The 18,126-nt window shown below is 68.7% G+C and carries 16 protein-coding genes; 8 read left to right on the forward strand and 8 right to left on the reverse strand.

Annotated features, from left to right (window positions below; genetic code table 11):
* The first annotated feature begins 76 nt into the window (after positions 1 to 76).
* Positions 77 to 2,401, forward strand: a complete 2,325-nt coding sequence (locus MJQ72_RS07395) for a cellulose binding domain-containing protein (RefSeq protein WP_240598376.1) — start codon at positions 77 to 79, stop codon at positions 2,399 to 2,401.
* Positions 2,398 to 3,852: a cellulose binding domain-containing protein gene (locus MJQ72_RS07400; RefSeq protein WP_240598377.1), complete on the forward strand. Its 1,455-nt coding sequence runs from the start codon at positions 2,398 to 2,400 to the stop codon at positions 3,850 to 3,852. Before MJQ72_RS07395 ends, MJQ72_RS07400 begins: the two co-directional genes overlap by 4 nt.
* 44 nt (positions 3,853 to 3,896) lie before the next feature.
* Here the strand turns inward: MJQ72_RS07400 and MJQ72_RS07405 are convergent, their stop codons facing one another.
* Entirely contained in the window at positions 3,897 to 4,637 is a 741-nt protein-coding gene (locus MJQ72_RS07405) for a class I SAM-dependent methyltransferase (protein ID WP_240601275.1), read from the reverse strand.
* 113 nt (positions 4,638 to 4,750) lie between these two features.
* On the opposite strand from MJQ72_RS07405, the gene MJQ72_RS07410 reads away from it, so the two are divergent.
* Positions 4,751 to 5,323, forward strand: coding sequence for a TetR/AcrR family transcriptional regulator (locus tag MJQ72_RS07410; protein WP_240598378.1), 573 nt, complete (start codon positions 4,751 to 4,753; stop codon positions 5,321 to 5,323).
* A 139-nt stretch (positions 5,324 to 5,462) separates the two neighbouring features.
* Here MJQ72_RS07410 and MJQ72_RS07415 read toward each other — a convergent pair whose 3' ends face one another.
* The 3 genes from MJQ72_RS07415 to MJQ72_RS07425 all read right to left on the reverse strand — a co-directional run bounded on the left by MJQ72_RS07415 (position 5,463) and on the right by MJQ72_RS07425 (position 7,865).
* A complete protein-coding gene (locus tag MJQ72_RS07415; protein ID WP_240598379.1) occupies positions 5,463 to 6,299 on the reverse strand; it encodes a bifunctional 5,10-methylenetetrahydrofolate dehydrogenase/5,10-methenyltetrahydrofolate cyclohydrolase in 837 nt (278 codons plus the stop codon).
* Positions 6,296 to 6,919, reverse strand: a complete 624-nt coding sequence (locus tag MJQ72_RS07420) for a cyclodeaminase/cyclohydrolase family protein (protein ID WP_037338332.1) — start codon at positions 6,917 to 6,919, stop codon at positions 6,296 to 6,298. The genes MJQ72_RS07415 and MJQ72_RS07420 overlap by 4 nt, the downstream gene beginning before the upstream one ends.
* A gap of 121 nt (positions 6,920 to 7,040) precedes the next feature.
* Positions 7,041 to 7,865: a peptidoglycan-binding protein gene (locus tag MJQ72_RS07425; RefSeq protein ID WP_240598380.1), complete on the reverse strand. Its 825-nt coding sequence runs from the start codon at positions 7,863 to 7,865 to the stop codon at positions 7,041 to 7,043.
* 170 nt (positions 7,866 to 8,035) lie between these two features.
* Between MJQ72_RS07425 and MJQ72_RS07430 the strand changes: the two genes are divergently transcribed.
* The 3 genes from MJQ72_RS07430 to MJQ72_RS07440 all read left to right on the forward strand — a co-directional run bounded on the left by MJQ72_RS07430 (position 8,036) and on the right by MJQ72_RS07440 (position 12,440).
* The gene (locus tag MJQ72_RS07430; RefSeq protein ID WP_240598381.1) at positions 8,036 to 8,491 is read left to right on the forward strand and encodes a hypothetical protein; all 456 of its coding nucleotides are present in this window, start codon (positions 8,036 to 8,038) and stop codon (positions 8,489 to 8,491) included.
* A gap of 189 nt (positions 8,492 to 8,680) precedes the next feature.
* A complete protein-coding gene (locus MJQ72_RS07435) occupies positions 8,681 to 11,014 on the forward strand; it encodes a chitobiase/beta-hexosaminidase C-terminal domain-containing protein (RefSeq protein WP_240598382.1) in 2,334 nt (777 codons plus the stop codon).
* A 118-nt stretch (positions 11,015 to 11,132) separates the two neighbouring features.
* On the forward strand, positions 11,133 to 12,440 hold the full coding sequence (locus MJQ72_RS07440) for an aldehyde dehydrogenase family protein (protein ID WP_240598383.1): 1,308 nt from the start codon (positions 11,133 to 11,135) through the stop codon (positions 12,438 to 12,440).
* Position 12,441: 1 nt separating this feature from the next.
* On the opposite strand, the gene MJQ72_RS07445 is transcribed toward MJQ72_RS07440, so the two are convergent.
* The gene (locus tag MJQ72_RS07445; RefSeq protein WP_240598384.1) at positions 12,442 to 13,098 is read right to left on the reverse strand and encodes a hypothetical protein; all 657 of its coding nucleotides are present in this window, start codon (positions 13,096 to 13,098) and stop codon (positions 12,442 to 12,444) included.
* A 164-nt stretch (positions 13,099 to 13,262) separates the two neighbouring features.
* Between MJQ72_RS07445 and MJQ72_RS07450 the strand changes: the two genes are divergently transcribed.
* Together MJQ72_RS07450 and MJQ72_RS07455 are read left to right on the forward strand one after the other, a co-directional pair.
* Positions 13,263 to 13,718 (forward strand): DUF4383 domain-containing protein, encoded by a 456-nt coding sequence (locus tag MJQ72_RS07450; RefSeq protein ID WP_240598385.1) that lies wholly within the window; start codon positions 13,263 to 13,265, stop codon positions 13,716 to 13,718.
* Between the two features lie 34 nt (positions 13,719 to 13,752).
* Positions 13,753 to 14,634 (forward strand): manganese catalase family protein, encoded by an 882-nt coding sequence (locus tag MJQ72_RS07455; RefSeq protein ID WP_240598386.1) that lies wholly within the window; start codon positions 13,753 to 13,755, stop codon positions 14,632 to 14,634.
* 48 nt (positions 14,635 to 14,682) lie between these two features.
* Here MJQ72_RS07455 and MJQ72_RS07460 read toward each other — a convergent pair whose 3' ends face one another.
* Genes MJQ72_RS07460 through MJQ72_RS07470 form a run of 3 tightly spaced genes read right to left on the reverse strand, consistent with a single transcriptional unit; the run spans position 14,683 to position 18,026 of the window.
* Positions 14,683 to 14,898, reverse strand: coding sequence for a ferrous iron transport protein A (locus MJQ72_RS07460; RefSeq protein ID WP_240598387.1), 216 nt, complete (start codon positions 14,896 to 14,898; stop codon positions 14,683 to 14,685).
* Positions 14,895 to 15,134 carry a glutaredoxin domain-containing protein gene (locus tag MJQ72_RS07465; RefSeq protein ID WP_240598388.1) on the reverse strand — a complete coding sequence of 80 codons (240 nt, stop codon included), beginning with the start codon at positions 15,132 to 15,134 and terminating at the stop codon, positions 14,895 to 14,897. Before MJQ72_RS07465 ends, MJQ72_RS07460 begins: the two co-directional genes overlap by 4 nt.
* Positions 15,135 to 15,137: 3 nt before the next feature.
* Positions 15,138 to 18,026 (reverse strand): LuxR family transcriptional regulator, encoded by a 2,889-nt coding sequence (locus MJQ72_RS07470; RefSeq protein WP_240598389.1) that lies wholly within the window; start codon positions 18,024 to 18,026, stop codon positions 15,138 to 15,140.
* Between the last annotated feature and the right edge of the window lie 100 nt (positions 18,027 to 18,126).

Here is an 18,126-nt window from a genome sequence, read left to right on the forward strand (position 1 = left end):
GGGACGTGAACTATAAAGACGGGGTCCGGGTGTACACGCCGCAACACCTTCCGTCTGTCCGTCACGGAGGTTTCGGGTGTCCCGAAAAAGTCCTCTTCGTCGTGCCGTCCTACCGGCGGTCGCCGCCGTGGTCGCCACCGCCGCATTCCTGCAGGTACCGCCCTCCGCGGCGGACGCGGCGCCGGGACCAGGCGCGCTGACCGGTCTCGACCTAGGCGCGGCCAATCGCCGCGCGCCGGTCGCCGGCCTCTACGACTGGTCGAAAGCCGGGTATCGCGGCGGTACCGCGCTACCCGGCTCCGGCGAAGTGAATCCGAACGCCGCCTGCCAGGTCACCGCGGCCGAACTGGCGAGCCAGTACAACGTCAAGCCGGACGACGGCGCCGACGACACGAACGGGATCCAGGCGGCGATCGACGGGATCAAGAGCGCGTGCTCACCGTCCGGGAGCTACACGAAGCTGAGCACGATCACCTTCCCGGCCGGCCGGTTCGACGTCACGCACGAGATCCACGTCGACGCCGACTACCTGATCCTGCGCGGCGCGGGCAAGGACGCCACGAAGTTCGTCTACAAGCCGGACGCGAACACCCTCTACGACACCCTCACCCCGGACGGTTCCGACTGGGACGAGGACGGGATGACCTCGGGCGCGGGCAAGGGCGGCTGGCTGTGGCCCGGTCGCGGGCTGTTCCGCGTCCAGTCCAGGGGAGTGCACACGTCTTACGCGAGCGACTACGCCGCCGCGCCCGCGAACCGCAAAGACATCTTCGAGGGCACGATCAACGTCCACTGGAAGGCCGGGGTGAAGCTGCGGGGCAAACCGGGCGACACCGCGTTCGCCGCGCGGATGGGGGACAAGGTCGTCCACCTCGCGAGCAACGGTGCGCTGACCCCGCTCGCCGCCGGGAACCTGGTCAACATCCGGGCGGCCAACTCGCTGAAGTTCTACGAGCAGCAGCACGCCACGCCGACCACGTTCCCGTTGCTGAACATGCACATGCGCCAGCAGATCTTCACGATCGCGGCGCTCGACACCACGGCACGCACGATCACCCTCGACAAACCGCTCGAATACGACGTGCCGGTGAACTCCACTTCGGACGGTTCGGCCCCGATCGACGGCGCCACCTACGACTCGAAGGCGGCACCGCTGGTCGACCCGGTGCTCGGCGTCGGGTTCGAGAACCTCGGCTTCACCCAGGACATGCCGGGCCTGAACCCCGCCGAGGCGAACAACAACTACGGGAACATGGCACCCGCCGCGGAAATGCACGGGATCGTGTTCAAATGGGCGGCGAACTCCTGGGTCCGCGGCGTCCGCGCGGATATGACGGGCTCGCATCCGATCGTCACCGAGGAGGCGAAGAACCTCCAGATCGTCGACAACGAGCTCAACGGATCGTGGAACAAGGGCAAGGGCGGCAACGGCTACTTCCGCGGCTCCCGCGTCTGGGATTCGCTCTACGCGGGCAACACTTCGACCCTGCTGCGGCACTTCACCTTCCAGTGGTCCGCCGCGGGCAACGTGGTGATCGGCAACTCGTTCGACTCCGACCTGAACCTCCACGGCGGCTGGGAACGCAACAACCTCTTCGAGCTCAACACGGTCAAGGTCCCGTACGCGCACCGCTCCGGGAACTGCCGCGCCAACTGCGGCGAGGAGGGCGGCGGCGGCCCCGACGACTCGAACTGGTTCCCGATCTGGTGGGGCGCGGGGAAGAAGGCCGTCAAGTGGTCGGGTGCCTCCGGCTACCGCAACGTGTTCTTCAACAACGCCATGACCAAACAACTCGCGGACAATGGCCCGTATAACGACTTCTACGCCGACCGGCACCGCGTCTACTCCCTCGGCTGGGACGGCACCGCCTACAAGCACCTCGACATCGGCGGCACGCCGATCGCCGACTGGGCGAAGAACGAGCAGCGGGACTACACCGGCGGGCACGGGGTGGACGCCTCCAAGACCGACGCCGCGTCGTCGCTGTTCCTGAAGGCCGTCGACGGGACTCCGCCGTCTTCTTCGACGAGCCAGACCCCGACCACGACCACACCCACCCCCACTACGACGACGCAGAGCCCCAGTGCCTGCCTGAACGCGACCTTCACCCGGAAGTCGGTGTGGGACGGCGGCTATGGCGGCGGCTTCACGATCAGCAACACGTGTTCGGCGTCCGTGGGTTCGTGGGCGGTCGAGTTCGACCTGCCCGCCGGGACGACGATCACGAGTTCCTGGAGTTCGGTGCTGACCAAGAACGGGCAGCACTACCGATTCGGGAACGCCACCTACAACGGGAGCGTCCAACCCGGCGGCACGGCGACGTTCGGCTTCAACGCCGCCGGTCAGGGACTGCCGCTCGCCTGCTCGATCGCCGGAACGAAATGCGGAGGCACGGAATGACGAGGAAACGACTGCTCGCCGCGATCGCGGCCACGGCGTCGGCGGCGGGCCTGTTCGGTGCCGTCGTGACGGCCGAGGCCGCGGCGCCCAGCCTGACCGCGACGTTCGCCCAAAGCTCGGTCTGGGACAGCGGCTACGGCGGGAAGTACACGCTGACCAACGCGGGGGACGCGAACAGTACACAGTGGACGATCGAGTTCGATCTCCCCGAGGGTACGGCGGTCACCACGTCGTGGAGCTCGGTGCTCACCAGGACCGGGCAGCACTACAAGGTCACCAACGCCGCCTTCAACGGCACGATCAAACCCGGCGGCACGGCGTCCTTCGGCTTCAACACCACAGGCCTCGGCCTGCCGACCGGGTGCACGATCAACGGCAGCCCGTGCGGAGGAAGTACGCCGACCACGACCACCACTCCGCCGTCGCCGACCAGCACGAGCACTTCGCCGCCGACGACCACCACCAGCGTGCCGTCCGGGGACGTCGTCGACGTGGGCACCGCGGCGGAACTGCAGGCCGCGCTGGCCGCGGCGAGCCCCGGCCGGACCATCCGGCTGGCCGCGGGCACCTATCGGGGTTCGTTCGTCGCGACGAAACCGGGCACCGCGGCGGCACCGATCACGGTGACCGGACCGTCGACGGCGATCCTGATCAACGACGGCCCGTCCGGCGAGGCGCCTTCCTGCCCGGCTCCGACGGCGGGTTGGGATCCTGGATACGGGTTCTGGCTCTACGGCGCGCCGTTCTGGCATCTCAAGGGTTTCACCGTGCAGGAGGCCAAGAAGGGCATCGTCGCCGACAACTCGCACCACACGGTGATCGAAGGGGTGCGGGTGCACCGGATCGACGAGGAAGCCGTGCATTTCCGCCGTTCGTCGGCCGACAGCGTCATCCGTGACTCGACGATCAGCCACACCGGGCTCGTGCAGGCCGGTTACGGCGAGGGGGTCTACCTCGGCTCGGCGAACTCGAACTGGGCCTGCCACGGGAACTCCGGCGGGGTCGACCGAAGCGACCGGATCCAGGTGCTCAACAACCACATCGGACCGTACGTGGCCGCGGAGGGCATCGACGTCAAGGAGGGCACCGAAGGTGGCGTGATCCGGGGCAACACCTTCGACGGTCAAGGGGTTTCCGGGCAGAACTCGGCCGATTCCTGGGTCGACGTCAAGGGATTCGGGTACGTCATCGAGGGGAACACCGGCACCTTCGCGTCGCCGGGAACCTTCGCGAACGGCTACGAGACGCACAATCCCGGTACCACCCCGTCGTTCCCGAACGGCTGCGGGAACGTGTGGCGGGACAACAAGTCCGATCTCGGCGGCGTCGGCCAGTACGCCATCAAGATCACGTCGACGTCGAAGTGCTCGGAGCGGCCGAACGTCGTCTACGCGTCCAACACCGTGTCGAGGGCGGTGAACGGGCTGACCAACGTCCCCGTCACGCCCTGACGGACGCCGGTGACGGGAGCGGCGCGGCTCCCGTCACCGGCGGGTCAGCCCCGGACCGCGGTGATCGCGACGGTGGCGTAGCGCGTGATGAACCGGCCGCCCATCCTGTCGATCGCCGCCCCGACTTCAGCGAGGATCTCTTGTCGCACTGTGGATTCGACCCAGGTCAGCGAGCCGAACGTCGGGAGCTGGTCCAGCCATTCGTCACGGGTGTAGACCCGGTCCCAGTCGTAGCGGCTTCGTTCCGGTTCGGCGAACCCGCCCGCTTCGCGCAGGCCGTCGGCGACCTTCACGATGAGTGGCCCGTACGGGTCCGAGGGCTGTTTCGGCACGCTCTTGAGATCGATCGGGGCGTCCGGCACGAGCCGCCGGTAAGCGTCCGCCAAGGCGTTCGCGACCTCTTCCGGCGGTTCGGGTACGTGCCAGAACGCGGCGAAGAGTCCGCCGGGCCGTAGGACTTCGGCGGCCTTGACGGCGCCCGCCACCGGGTCGACCCAATGCCAGGCCTGTCCGGAGACGAGCAGATCGAACCGGCGTCCGGCGGGCTCCCAATCCTCGAACTTCGCGACTTCGACGTCGATTCCGCTCTGCCGGGCGAACTCGGCCATCCGCGCGTCCGGCTCGACGCCCAGCACGTGACAGCCCGCCGCCTGGAACTGGCGCGCTTCGATGCCGGTGCCGACACCGACATCGAGGGTCTCGCGGCCGGGAGCCGCGGCGACGAGGTGATCGACGAGTTCCGGGGGATAGGCGGGGCGGGTCCGGTCGTAGCGTTCGACGTCCACGCCGAAGGATTCCGCGGCCTGTCGATAGCGATGAGGCTCTTGCCCCGAAGGTAGAGTGGGCATGCGCCCACCTTAAGTGGGCACTTGCCCACTCGTCAACGCAAGGGAGCCGTATGCCGACCGGGGTAGCCCTGCGCGCCGTCCGCGCGCAGTTGTTCGACGCAGCCGAACGGGTTCTGCTGCGGGACGGGCCGAGCGGGCTCACCAGCCGTGCGGTGACCACGGAGGCGGACTGCGCGAAAGGCGTGCTGCACCGGCATTTCGACGACTTCGACGGCTTCCTCGCGGAGTTCGTGCTGGACCGGATCGAGAAGCTCGACGAGAAGGGGCTGCGGGAGGCCGTCGGCACCGGGACGGTCGTGGACAACCTCACCTCGGCGCTCACGGCGGTCTTCGAGTCGGTCGCGGTCGCGATCGTCCCGCTCGTGATCTTCCGCGACGAGCTTCGTGCCCGGTTGCGCCGCGAATGGCCGGCCGGGGTTCCGGTGCTGACCCAGGCCGCCGTCATGATCGGCGGCTACCTCAAGGAGGAACGGGACCAGGGCCGCGTCGCCGAAAACGCCGACGTCGAGACCCTGGCCGCCACGCTCATCGGTGCTGCGCACCTGCTTTACGCCGACCGCACCGCCCCCGCGCCGGAGACCGCGCAGGTGCGGAAGGTGGTGGAGACGGTGATCGGGACCTGACGAACGCCGTAACTCGCGTGCTCGAAGACGTAACTCGCGTGCTCAGAGGCGTAACTCACGAGTTATGCCTTCAAGCACGCGAGTTACGGCTCTGAGCACGCGAGATCGCCGAAAGGAGAGGCGGCGAGTCCTCAGTGGATCAGGACTGCGCGGCGGTGACGGTGTGCCGCAGCAGCAGCGACGTCGTGACGGGGCCGACGCCGCCGGGGACCGGCGTGATCGAACCCGCGATCTCCTCGACCGCGGCCTGGTCGACGTCGCCGACGAGCCCGCCTTCGGGAGTCGGGTTCGTGCCGACGTCGATCACCACGGCACCGGGCTTGACGTGGTCCGCGCCTATGAAGTGCGCGCGGCCGACGGCGACGACCAGGACGTCCGCGGTCTTGGTGACCGCCGCGAGGTCCTTGGTGCGGGAGTGGCAGACGGTCACCGTCGCGTGCTCGCCGAGCAGCAGCAGCGCGGCGGGTTTCCCGACGATGGTCGAGCGGCCCACGACAGCGACCTGGGCACCGGACAGGGCGACCTGCTCGCGCTTCAGGATCTCCAGCACCGCGGCGGCGGTGGCGGGCGCGTAGGTCGGAAGGCCGGCGGTGAGACGGCCGAGGCTGACCGGGTTCGCGCCGTCGACGTCCTTGCGCGGGTCGATGTGCGCACCGACGTCGTCGAGCGTCACACCGTCGGGCAGCGGGGTCTGGCAGATGATGCCGTGGACCGACGGGTCCGCGGACAGCTTGTCGAGCTCGCGGGTGACGTCCGCGCCGGTCGGGTTCTCGAGCTGGACCACCCGGCAGTCGACGCCGACCTTCTTCGCGGCACGCTCGATCGAGCGCACGTACCAGGCGGTGGCGTCGTCGTCGTCGGTCGGCACGAGCACGGCCAGCGTCGGTGCGGTGCCCGATTCGCGGAGCTTGGCGGCGGTCTCGGTGACCTCGGCGGTGATGGCGGCGGCGATCGCGCGCCCGTCGATCAGGGTCATCGGGCGAGCCTTTCGCGAACCTGGGCGATCAGGGCGTCGGCGCGCCCGGCGGCGGGGGTGTACTCGGTGAGGCGGGCCTCGGTCTCCTTGCGGAGCTGCTCGTCCGACATGGACGCGAGGTTGACCTCGACGTTGACCACGCCCGATTCGAGCGCGGACTTCGCGGACGAGGCGGCGACCGCGATGTCGGAGATGACGTTGGTGTTGGCGCCTTCGAGGATCGAGGCGGCGACGTCGATGACCTCGGCGGCGAGGGCGGCCGTGCGCAGCGGTACCTCGGCGGCACCGACCAGCGCGGCCTGGATGGCGGCCGTGCGGGCCTGCTTCTCCTCGTCGGTGGCCTTGGGGAGCTTGTACGCGGCGACCACGGCGTCGAACGCGGCGGCGTCGTCGGCGGCGAGGCCGAGCGCACGCGCGCGGAGGTCCTCGGCCTTGGCCAGCGCCTCGGTCATGGTGGCTTCGTGCTCGGCGTACTTCGGCTTGCCGATGGTCAGGTTGCACACCATGGAGACCAGGGCGGCACCGACCGCGGCGTTCATCGCGGCACCCGCGCCACCACCGGGCGTCGAGGCCTTCGATGCCAGCTCGTCGAGCCACTGACCGACCGGTTGAGCCTCCACGCGATGTTCCCTTCCCGCTGGTTTTGCCGTCGCGCCGAAGCCTACCCGGGCGTTCCCGGACAGCCCGAAGGCCACCTTCGCGACGATCGACGCCGGCGAAAGTGGCCTTCGGAAAGCGTGTTCAGGAGCGCTGGTACTCCTCCCAAGTGAGCTTCGGCGTGACGGCCGGGCCGTCGTCGGCACCGCGGCCGGCGAGGCCGTTGTAGCCGAGGTAGTAGTCGCCCGCCTGGTGCTGCGCGCCGGACGAAAGGTCCGGATCGGACAGTGCGATGGCGTGGATGTGGTAGGCGAAGCCCTGGGCCGGCGTCCGGACCCAAGCCGCGAAGCCCACCTGGCGCAGCTTCCGCGCGACGTCGGTGCGCGTGGTCGAGGACATGCCCTCGACGCCGATGTCGAGCGCGCCGCCGCCGTCGTGCGTCCCGGCCGAAGCGCCGACACCGCCGGGGTTGTACGAGCCCTGCGTGATGGTGAGCTGCCTGCCGAGCAGACCTTCGGCCTTCACCAGCATCGCCTTGGTCCGGGTGTTCATCGTCTTGCCGTGGTAGGTCAGGCGGCTGCCCGCCGAGACCACCGCGGTGACGGTGTAGCGGTTTTCACCCAGCTTCTCGAGCGACGTCTTTCCCGGCAGGCCGGAGGCGTCGATCCCGGTGTAGCCCAGCGACTTCTGGTAGCTGGAATACGCCGTGATCGTCGAGGTGCCGAAGTGGCCGTCGACGTATTGCTGGTCGAGCAGTCCCTTGGCGGCCAGTGCCTGCTCCACCAGCAGCACACTGTCCTTGGCCCCGGGGGTCAGCGCGCTGTCGGCGCGGCGCGGGTCGATCTGCGCGGCCTTGAGTACCGCTTCCATGCTGGCCGCGGGCAACGCGGTCACTTCGGCGCCGGCCGGTGCGGCCACGCCGAAGGAGAGCGCGGTCGCTGTCGCGAGCACGGCTACCTTGGTCAACAATTCCTGCCTCCTGAACGGATCCGGTTGTCCGGGCAGCATGGGCAGCGGGAATACAAGGGCCGTACAAACGAACCTTTCTCAGGTCCTTGTCGCCCGGTCGGGTGTCACTCCGGCGAAACCGGGGGTGAGCTGATAAGACTTCCGGTGGACGCCGAAAGGTCGAGACCCACATGGTGCTACGTACTCAGCCACCCTCAAGGGCTCATCTCAGACTGCTCGCGGCGGCGGACACGGCTCCTCCGGCCCGGCGCCGGGACCGGTACGGCGAGATCGCCGACCGGCGGCTGGCCGCGATCCTCGCCGCGGAGGACGTGGCGGAAGAGCACGGGCTCAGCGCGCACCTCCGGACGACCTGTTACGTCCACCGCGGCTGGGTGCATCAGTGCATCTCGGATCCGATGCACGTCCTGATCGTCACCGGGCACCGGTGGTGCCGCCGCTGTGATCGCACGGTCGAAGTCCGGGTCGACGAGACCTTCCCGGGATCGGTCGAGCTCTTCTGCGACGGCTGCGGCGTCCCGCCGGACACGGTCGCGAACCGCGAGGTCCTTCTCGCCTGCCGGACCAGCCTGAGCGCGATGCACGGCGGGGAAGCGTCGACGCTCTACGTCGTCCCGGACCGCTGACCGGCACCCGAACGCACCGCTCGATGGCGCCGAACGGCTCTGTGGCCGTGGGCTGCCCGGCGTAGTCAGTGGTTTGGACCACTACTGTTACCGAAGCGTGATCTGGACATATCGCACGGACGGCTACTTTGTTGTGGCGCGCAACGAATTGCTTCGCCCGTGGATTTCCAACGCCGGAGGTGTCACGACGTGAATCGGATCTTTGTGCAGCCCAAACGGCGGAAAGGGGTTCGGGGCGCGCTCGCCCTCGGCCTTTCCGCACTCCTGATCGCGGCAGGGCTCGGTGGTGCCACCGCCGCGGCCGCCGACTACAGCCAGAGCGCCGCGTCCTTGAACGCGACGCAGGCGCAGTTCTCCTTCACGCCGGCGACGCCCGCGCGTTACGTCGACATCCACTACACCGGCGTTCCGGGACTGGGGCAGCAGAACGTCCGCATGACCGACAACGGGGGCACGTGGCGGCACACCGTCGGCTCGCTGTCGGCGGGCACGGTGCTCGACTACTGGTTCACCTACGAGAAGAACGGGCCCCAGTACGACACCCCGCATTTCACCTACACCCACGGCGGTGGCGGTACGACGGTCGCCTCGCCGACGTTCGACCCACCCAGCGGCAGTTATCCGAGCGCCCGTTCGGTGACGTTGTCGAGCGCGACCACGGGCGCGACCATCCGGTACACAGTGGACGGTTCCACGCCGACCGCGGCGTCCACTGTGTACACCGGGCCGATCACGGTCTCCGCGTCCTCGACGATCTCCGCGATCGCACTCAAATCCGGTTCGGCGAACTCTCCGGTGGCTTCGGCGAGCTACACGATCGGATCGGCGCAGGCGACCTGCCCGGCACAGGCCGAGGTCCCGGATTTCGGCCCGAACGTGCGGATCTTCGATCCTGGCATGTCCGCGGCGTCGATCCAGTCCCGGCTCGACGCGGACTTCAACGCGCAGAAGGACACGCTGACCGCGCAATTCACGGAGCGCCGGTACGCGCACCTGTTCAAGCCCGGTGTGTACAACGGAATCCACGACAACGTCGGCTACTACACCTCGGTCGCGGGCCTCGGGCAGAACCCGGGCGACGTGGTGATCAACGGTGACGTCACCGTCGACGCGTTCAACGAGTCGGACAAGGGTGTGGCACTGCAGAACTTCTGGCGCTCGGCGGAGAACCTCGCCGTCGTCCCGAGCAGTGGTTCGACCCGCTGGGCCGTCGCGCAGGCCGCGCCGTTCCGCCGGATGGACATCCGGGGCGGGCTTCAGCTCTATCCCGCCAGCTACGGGTTCGCCAGCGGTGGCTACACCGCCGACACGAAGGTCTCCGGACAGGCCGCGTCGATCTCGCAGCAGCAGTGGTACACGCGGGACAGCAGCTACGGCAGCTGGGACGGCGGCGTCTGGAACATGGTCTTCTCCGGCACGAGCGGAGCTCCCGCGAACACCTTCCCGAACCCGCCGGAGACGACGCTCGGCACCACACCGGTCTCCCGCGACGTCCCGTACCTCTACCTCGACGGCTCCGGCAAGTACCGCGTGTTCCTGCCCTCCTTGCGCACCAACGCTTCAGGGCCGAGCTGGGCCAACGGCGGCACCCAGGGTTCGTCGCTGCCGATGAGCCAGTTCTACGTCGTGAAGGCGGGGGACACGGCGACGTCGATCAACACCGCGCTTTCCCAGGGCTGCAACCTGTTCTTCACCCCGGGCGTCTATCACCTGAACCAGACCCTGAACGTGACGAAGGCGAACACCGTCGTGCTCGGTGTCGGCTATCCGACGCTGGTGCCGGACAACGGCGTCGACGCCATGAAGGTCGCAGACGTGGACGGCGTCCGGCTCAAGGGACTGCTGTTCGACGCCGGAACGACGAATTCCCCATCACTGCTCACGGTCGGGCAGGCGGGCTCGACGGCGAACCACGCGGCGAACCCGACGACCTTGCAGGACGTGTTCTTCCGGATCGGCGGCCAGATCGCGGGGAAGGCGACGAACAGCCTGATCGTCAACAGCCGTGACACGATCATCGACCACATCTGGGCCTGGCGCGCCGACCACGGCAACGCGGGCACCTACGGCTGGACGATCAACACCGGCGACACCGGCGTGGTCGTCAACGGCGACAACGTGCTGGCGACCGGTCTGTTCGTCGAGCACTACCAGAAGTACCAGGTGATCTGGAACGGCCAGAACGGCAGGACGATCTTCTTTCAGAACGAGATCCCGTACGACGTCCCGGATCAGGCAGGCTGGAAGAGCCCCAACGGGCTCAACGGCTACGCCGCCTACAAGGTGGGGGACAACGTGACCACGCACGAGGCGTGGGGCCTTGGCAGCTACTGCTTCTTCAACGACAACCCGTCGGTGAATCTTTATCACGCGTTCGAGGTGCCGAACCGCTCCGGCGTCCGGTTCCACAACCTGGTGACGGTCTCGTTGAACTACAAGGGGACCATCACCCACGTGATCAACGACGCGGGGGCGGTGACGCCACCGGACACGCGGCCGAGCAACCTGGTGAGCTACCCGTAACGCCGAAGGGCGCTTTCCCCGCACGCCACGCGGGGAAAGCGCCCTTCACCTTCTTGTATAACGCTCTATACCGCGCAGCGCTGGGCATCCGCCACGGTCCATGACTAGGCTCGGATCCATGACCAGCAGCGATGCCCCCGCCGTCGTCGACGAACTGCGCGCCCTCTTCCGTTCCGGTGTCTCGAAACCGGTGGAGTGGCGGCGAACGCAGCTCACGGGCCTGCGGAAGCTCCTGTCCGAGCAGGCCGACGTCTTCCTCAAGGCGCTGTACGCCGATCTGCGGAAGAACACCGCCGAGGCGAAGCGCGCGGAGATCGCGCTCGTGCGGAACGAGATCGACCACACGCTGGAGAATCTCGACTCCTGGCTGAGTCCGGAGCCCGCCGGCCTGCCGTACCCGCTGCGCCCGGCCGACGGCCGTGTCGTTCGCGAGCCGCTCGGGGTGGCGTTGATCATCGGGCCTTGGAACTACCCGCTGCAGCTGGTGCTCGCGCCGCTGGTCGGAGCGCTGGCGGCGGGCAACTGCGCGGTCGTGAAGCCGAGCGAGCTGTCCCCGAACACCTCGGCCGCGATCGCGGAGCACTTGCCGAACTACGTCGAGGGCGTCCGTGTCGTCGAAGGCGCGATCCCCGAGACGACGGCGTTGCTGGAGCAGAAGTTCGACACCATCTTCTACACCGGCAACGGGACGGTCGGCCGGATCGTCATGGCCGCGGCGGCGAAGCACCTCACGCCGGTCACGCTGGAGCTGGGCGGGAAGAGCCCGGCGATCGTCGAGCCGGGGGCGGACCTCGCCGTGACCGCCCAGCGGCTGGCCTACGGCAAGTTCGCCAACGCGGGCCAGACCTGCGTCGCCCCCGACTACGTCCTCGCGATCGGCGACACCGGTCCGAAGCTGGCGGAGCACCTGGCCACGACCGTCCGAGCGATGTTCGGCGAGGACCCGGCCACCAGCGAATCCTACGGCCGCATCATCTCGACCCGGCACCACGACCGGCTCACCGCCTTGCTGGGCAACGGAACCGTGGTCGTCGGCGGCCAGGCCGACCGCGACGAGAAGTACATCGCGCCGACCGTGCTCACCGATGTGTCGCCGGACGCGCCGGTGATGCGGGACGAGATCTTCGGCCCGATCCTGCCGATCATCGACGTGCCAGACGTCGACGCGGCGCTGGCGTTCGTCAACGAACGCGACAAGCCGCTCGCGCTGTACGCCTTCACCGAATCGGAGGAGACGAAGCGCAGGATCGAGACGGAGACCTCGTCAGGCGGATTGGTGTTCGGCGCGGCGATCATCCACCTCGCGGCGCCCGAGCTGCCGTTCGGCGGCGTGGGGGAGAGCGGGATGGGCCGCTATCACGGGCGCTACTCGATCGAGAACTTCAGTCACGTGAAGGCCGTGCTGGACAAGCCGCTCGCGGGATGACTCAGCGGCCTTCGCGACTGCCCTCGTAGGCGCGCTCGCGTAGCGCGGTGAGCCAGCGGGGTCGCGGCTCCCAGCCAGGGGGAGCGTTCAGCATGGGATCGAAGGCAGGGCGCGGGGCGTCTTCGTCCACCTCGCGGAGGGTCAGCGTCGCGCAGGGCTTCCGATGCCCGTTCGCGCGAACGGTTTCGACGAGATAGGTCACCGGTCCTTCCTTCACCAGCCGCCTCAAGGCGTCGAGTGACGCTTCGGCGTGCCTCGGCGTTTCCGCGCGGGCCGACAGCCACACGAGTTCGCCGTTCGTGCGATAGGGCAGTAATGAGCTGTAGCGACCGGAGGTCCAAGCACGCGCCGGCGACGGCAACACGCGGCCGGCTGAAGTGGTCAGGGTGAAGTCCCACGGATAGCCGTCGGCGTCGGGGATCCGGATGGCGAGTCCCAGCGCGTCGGGTAGACGCCCCGGGAGACCGGCCCCTTTGGACATTCGCACAGTGACGGTCACCGGTTCCGGCGGCAGTGCGATGTCGTCGCGCCTCGAAGCGTGAAGCTCGCCTTTGAGCAGTAGGCCGTCCGGGTGGAACGCTCGCGCGCGGCGAAGCGCAGCGAGAGTGCGGAACCCGGCACGGAAAAGCTTGCCGACCGGCCCTGTCTGCTCGGCCACGATTTCCGCCTCCTTGTCACGTGGATGCTTCGCTGTGGCTACCCCCGGAATCGCCGGACTACACGGTGATTCCCCAGAATTCGAAAACCTGGATTCCCGTGTGACCGGCTCCGGCGCGGGTACTCGACGTTCGAGAAATCCATTCCACCGGATCGGAGGAAATCATGACTGCATCGCCGGCCACCGTTCGGCGGGCACCGCGCCAGCTCATCGCCCTCGGCGTGGGCGCGGTCTTCCTGCTCGTCGGCATCCTCGGCTTCATTCCCGGAATCACGACGAACTACGAGCAGCTGAGCGGTGCCGGGCACGAGTCCGGCGCGTTGCTGCTGGGCGTGTTCCAGGTTTCCATCCTGCACAACATCGTCCACCTGGCGTTCGGCGTCGCGGGCATCATGCTGGCCCGGACGGCGGGTGGTGCGAAGGCGTTCCTCGTCGGCGGCGGGGTGATCTATCTCGTGCTGTGGCTGTACGGCCTGCTGATCGACCACGGGTCGGCGGCGAATTTCGTGCCCGTCAACAGCGCCGACAACTGGCTGCACCTCGGGCTCGCCGTCGGGATGATCGCGCTCGGGATCATTCCGCTCTCCGGTTCGAAGGCGCCGATCGCCGACTCTCGCTGATCCGTTCTTTCCCTGAATTCTTCGGAGGTAATCAGTGTTCCGTCATACCAAATCGCTCCAGTTCGAGGCCAGACCGGAAAAGCCGGACGCCTTGTACGCCCGCAAGCTGCAGGAACTCATCGGCGGCGCCTACGGTGAAATGACCGTCACCATGCAGTACCTCTTCCAAGGCTGGAATTGCCGGATCGAGGGCAAGTACAAGGATCTGATCATGGACACGGCGACCGAGGAGATCGGGCACGTCGAGATGCTCGCGACGATGGTCGCCCGGCTGCTGGAAGGGGCGCCCGCCACCATGGTGGCCGAGGCGGTGAAGGATCCGGCCACCGCGGCGATCCTCGGCGGGATGGATCCCCAGCAGGCGATCATCTCCGGTGGCGGGGCCACGCCGAGCGACAGCCAGGGCTATCCCTGGAACGGCCGCTACGTCGTGGCGTCGGGCAATCTGCTGGCCGATTTCCGGGCGAACGCCGCGGCCGAGGCGCAGGGCCGGTTGCAGACGGCCCGGCTGTACAACATGACCGACGACCCGGGCGTGAAGGCGATGCTGCAGTTCAACCTCGCGCGGGACACGGTGCACCAGAAGCAGTGGCTCGCCGCGATCGAGGAACTCAAGGCCGACGGCCTGGAAAGCGACATCGCGCCGACGGCGCTGTTCGACGAGGAGAACCAGGACCACAACAACACCGTGTGGCATCTGTCCGACGGGCCGGACGGCGCGAAGGGCGGCTGGAGCTTCGGCGAAGACGGGATCGAGTACCTGATGGACCCACAGCCGCTCGGCGGTCCAGGCACCGCCCCGAAGCCGGATCCAGCGCTGTACGGCACCTACGCGCCGCTGCAGGACGCCGTCGGGACGATCAAGGGCAAGGCCAAGGACGCGAAGAAGAAGGCCACCAAGTCGCGCAAGAGCTAGTCCCGTTCACGATGGGCTCGTGAGTGGTGAGGACGGTTCTAACCGTCCTCACCACTCACGAGGGGCTCGGGGAGCCGGCGGCGGCGGGACCGTCTTCGCCAGGACGATGTCCGCCAGCCGGATCGTCGCGAGTCCGCGTTTGGTCTCCACCGTGCATTCCGTGTCGTCACGGGAGCGCAGGTAGCCGAGGGCGTCGGTGAACCCGCCTTCGATCCGGTACCGCACGACGACCCTCGTGCCGACCGGGACGTCCGGGAGGGTCACCGGTTCAGGTGCGCGGTGAGCTCGTCGTCGCTCGGCTCGACCAGGTGGCTGCCGTCGGGCCAGACGATGGTTGGGATCCGCCGCTCGCCGTTCTGGAGTGCCCGCACCGTCTCTTCCGCGCCGGAGTCCGCTTCGACGTCGATGTAGTCGTACTCGACGCCCTTCGAGTCCAGCAGGGCACGGCTGCGTTTGACGTCGGGGCACCAGCCGGCGCCGTACACGATGAGGTCGCTCATGGATCACAGCATGCCAGGTCGTGGTCCGGCGGCGTGTTCGGCGAGGGCCGCGCGGTCGGCGAGCCCGGTCTTGGCGAGCAGGCTCGCGACGTGTTTCTCGACCGTCCGGGGCGAGATGTGCAGGCGGGCGCCGATGTCCTTGTTGCCCATCCGCTCGGCGAGCAGCACCAGCACCTCGTATTCGCGCACGGTGACCCCCGCCGCGCGCAGGCCGCCGGGGACCCGGTCGACCCCGGAGCGCCGCTGCCGGACGGGCGCGCCGAGTTTGCGGAGCAGGCTCCGGCAGGCGGCCGCCACCGCTGGGATGTCCCTGCCGTGGAAGTACTCTTCGGCCTCCTTGAGCCAGCCGGCCGGATCGCCCCAGCCGTCGGCGGCGGCCGGTTCGGCGATCAGGCGGAGCCCGAGATGGCGGGCCAGGGGATAGGGCGCCGACGTCGCCAGTGCGGAGACCACCGCTCGTTCGGCTTCGGCCGCGTCGCCGCGCCTGCCGTGCTCGACGGCGTGCGCGAATTCGACGAACTGCCGGTTCCACCGCATCCCGCTCACCGCGGATCCGTCCTCCGGGCAGGGCGCGCCGCCGAGGGTGTCGACGAGCGTCCTGAGCCCGTGCTGGCCGGCGAGGTGGAAGCGGCTCGGTCGCCGGTCCTCCAGCTCGACGACCTGGCCGAGTTCGCGGCGGGCCCGGTCGAAATCCTCTTCGAGCAGCGAACAGAAGACCCGCGCCAGCCCGATGCTGAGCACCATCTCCTGTGCGTTCTCACCCCCGCATTCGCGGAAGTCGTCGAGCGCCTGCTCCATCGCGGGCCGGTCCGCCCGATGTCCGGCCGACATCGCCCTGGTCATATGCGCGTACTGCAGCAACGCGGTCAGCCGGAGCCTGCCCAGTACGGCGAGGTTCTCCGCGAGCAGGGTGTGCGCGGTGCCGAAGTCGCAGCGCAGGATCGCGTGCATGGTGCGCACGGAATCGACCGCGCAGTGCAGGGTGATCGACCCGGTCCGCTGGGCGTCCGCGCGGGCGAGCAGCAGGGTCTGCTCGTCCCCGTTCATCAGCACGCGATGTCCGCCGAGCCGGACCAGCGCCTGGGTGCGGAGGTGGTGCAGATGGTTGTCCTCGGCGGTCCGCCGCGCGAGCTGCATGTAGTGCTCGGATTCGGTGAGGTCCCGCGACAGCGCGAGCATCCCGAGCACCTGCAACGCCTGGCAGACGACGAACGGTTGCTCGGTCGCCTCGGCCACCTTCCACGCCTGACGCGCGAGCCGTTCGGCCGTGCCGGTCCGGCCGGGGACGTCGAGCCAGAGGTTCGCTTCGACGGCGTCGAGCGCCGCTTGCTGACCGGGTGAGATCGCCGAACCGAGGGGAGCGCGGGCGCGTTCGATCTGGCCGAGGCATTCGTCGTGCCGTCCCGCGATGTAGGCGGCCCAGGCCAGCTGGGTGCGCAGTTTCGCGGCCCGTTCGAGTGTGCCGATCTCGCCGAAGGCCGCGGAAAGCTCGACGGCTCGGTCGAACTGACCGGTCTGCCCGAGCGCGTGCACGAGCGTCTCCAGCACTTCGGCCCGATCACCCGCGTCGGCCCCGCCGAGCAGGTCCAGGGCCTTGGTGAGCATCGTGACCGCGGAGTCCGCGGCACCCGCGTCGAGAGCGCGACGACCGGTCTCCGCGAACAAGCGGCCCGCCGCCCGCTCGTCCAGAGCGGTCAGCCGGAGCGACGCGACGAGCGCGCACAGATCGCCCGGCAGCCCCGGGTACAGCTCCTCGACCGCGTCGGCGGTCTGACGGGCTAGTTCCGCCTTCCGCGCGGGTGACTGTCGCGCCAGCAACGCCTCCGCGGTCAGCGGATGCCGGAAGGCGTACCAGCCGGGCGTCATCTCGTCGGTGGTCACCAGGTTCGCGGACACCGCGGCGCCCAGGTGGTTGTGCAAGGTCCGGTCGTTCGTTCCGGTGACCGCCTGCACCACCGTCAGCGGGAAACGGCGGCCGATGATCGCCGCGACGGAAAGCAGTTCGCCCGCCTGCTCGCCGAGCTGCTCCATCCGGACGCCGATACTGGTGACCAGCGCGGCGGGGACGCGGGCGCGGAGTTCGCCGATCACGCGCCAGCCGTCGCGGCCCTCGATCAGCAGACCGTCGTTCACCATGCCGTGAAGCAGTTCCTCGACGATGAACGGAAGGCCGGCGCTGTTGCGCCACAACAGTTCCGTCGCGGCCGACGGCAGTCGCCCCGGCTCGGTCTCGAGACAGGCGGCGGCGAGCGCGTGGGTGTCGGCGAGGCCGAGCCTGCCGAGTTCGACGACGGCGCAGCTCATCCGCTGTGCTCCGGAGGTCGCCAGGCGCAGCGCGTCGGAAGGCTCGTTGCGGAGCGTGCCGACGAACAGGGTCTGCGCCGCGGGCAGGTTGTCGACGAGGTATTCGAGGATGAACAGCGTCTCGGCGTCGGCGTCCTGGAGATCGTCGAGGACGAGGAGCGCGCCGCGGTCGCGGCTGGTGACGGCCAGCAGGCGGAACACCGCTTCGGCGAGCACCATCAGGGAGCCCGATTCCCGGGGCCGGTCTCCTCGGCTCCAATCGGGGATGAGCTGGGCGAGCACGGGGATGAACGGGTCGAGTTCGGTCGCCTCCGGCGGGCCCCCGCCGCGGAAATGCGACAGCAGTGCCTGGGTGAGCGGCCGGAACGGGACGAGCGGGCCGATCGAACTGGCCCTGCCCTGCAGCACCGGGACGTCGGCGGCGACCGCTCGCGAGGCGGCTTCGACGGCGAGCCGGGATTTGCCGATGCCGCCTTCGCCCACGAGAAAGATCGCGCCGCCGCGACCCGCGATGGCGCGATCGAGAGCTCCGGAGAGCTCGGCCAATTCGGCGTCGCGGCCGATCACCCGCGACGAACGGATACCCACCGCCGTGACTATAGCGAGCGGATTCCGCTGTCACGGCCAAAAGTGGATCACGAAGGCGGGCGGCGCGAACCCGCCTTCGTGAGCATTTCACCGACAGCCA

Source organism: Amycolatopsis sp. EV170708-02-1 (assembly GCF_022479115.1).
GTDB lineage: Bacteria > Actinomycetota > Actinomycetes > Mycobacteriales > Pseudonocardiaceae > Amycolatopsis.